The 1,304-nt window shown below is 58.5% G+C and carries 1 protein-coding gene; it reads left to right on the top strand.

Annotation, left to right across the window (positions count from 1 at the left end; translation table 11 throughout):
* Positions 1-98 precede the first annotated feature (98 nt).
* On the top strand, positions 99-1,301 hold the full coding sequence (locus tag PG899_RS24020) for an ISL3-like element ISAeme19 family transposase (protein WP_084865641.1): 1,203 nt from the start codon (positions 99-101) through the stop codon (positions 1,299-1,301).
* Positions 1,302-1,304 lie beyond the last annotated feature (3 nt).

Genomic DNA, 1,304 nt, shown 5'->3' with positions numbered 1-1,304 from the left:
GGTTCTTCGCGGGATCTTGGGGAAGTGGAAGTTGACAGACAGGGTGCTGGTAAACTGGCTGTCTCCAAACACACCACCACCATCACCCTGCTGTCGCCGTGCATCATATTGATATTGCCTCCTTCTGGCCAGGTTATACCGTCATCGCCCAAGCGCTTTCTGCCAACCATCACACCCTGTTTACCCTTGAGCCTCGCGCCGACCTGTTGCCCCGTTGTCGCCGATGCCTGCAACCCACGCCATTGATCCACGACCAACGTATCCGCCGGGTGCGTGAGCGAGACCTATTTGACCGACAAGTCTGGTTACAACTGCCTGTTCGCCGCGTCGACTGTCTGCGCTGTGGTCGCGTCAGTGAACATATCGACTGGCTCCCCTCTGGCTCCCGCCTCACCCGGCGCATGCAGTGCTGGATTGAAGCGCTCGTTCAGTACCTCCCCATCCGCCATGTCAGCCAGCTCACCGGGGTCGGTTGGCACACCATCAAGGAGATCGACAAGCGCCGTTTGCAGACCAGTGTGGGCACCATCGAACTTGGGGAGGTGCGGCGGCTGGTGATGGATGAGTTTGCCCTGCACAAGGGACACCGCTATGCCACCGTGATCATGGATGCCGAGCGAACCCGCGTCCTGTGGGTGGGGCACGGCAACAGCCGGGCCGCTATCCGTCCCTTCTTCGAGCAGCTCGGCGAGCGATGCCAGCAGATTGAGGCGGTGGCGATGGACATGAACACGGCGTTCGACCTGGAGGTGAAGCAACACTGCCCGCAGGCGGAGGTGGTCTACGACCTGTTCCACGTGGTGGCTCGCTATGGCCGAGAGGTGGTGGACCGGGTGCGAGTGGAGCAGGCGAATGCACTGAAAAGCGATAAACCGGCGCGAAAAGTGGTCAAAAGTGCGCGTTGGTTGCTGCTACGTAATCGGGCGAAGCTGAGTGAAAAACAGGATGTGAAGTTGCAGGAGCTGTTGGCGGCGAATCAACCGCTGGCGATGGTGTACGTGCTGAAAGAGGCGTTGAAGGGCATCTGGTATGCGCCGAGCGTGTGGGAAGGATGGCGACGATGGCGGAGCTGGATGCGGCAGGTGAAGGAAAGCGGGCTAGCGCCGCTGCAACGATTTGGTCGAAATTTATCGAAATATATGCGGGGGATCCTGGCGAGTGCAAACTACCCGATGCACACGAGTGTGCTGGAAGGGGTGAACAACAAGATCAAAGTGATAAAGCGTATGGCATATGGATTTAGGGACTCAGAATACTTTTTTCTGAAAATCAAGGCGGCCTTCCCCGGAAAGCCGCGATGAACC

This window comes from Aeromonas sp. QDB39 (assembly GCF_027707585.1).
Classification (GTDB): domain Bacteria; phylum Pseudomonadota; class Gammaproteobacteria; order Enterobacterales; family Aeromonadaceae; genus Aeromonas; species Aeromonas hydrophila.
The sequence above is the reverse complement of the archived record's forward strand: the minus strand, read 5'-3'. Positions and strand labels throughout refer to the sequence as shown.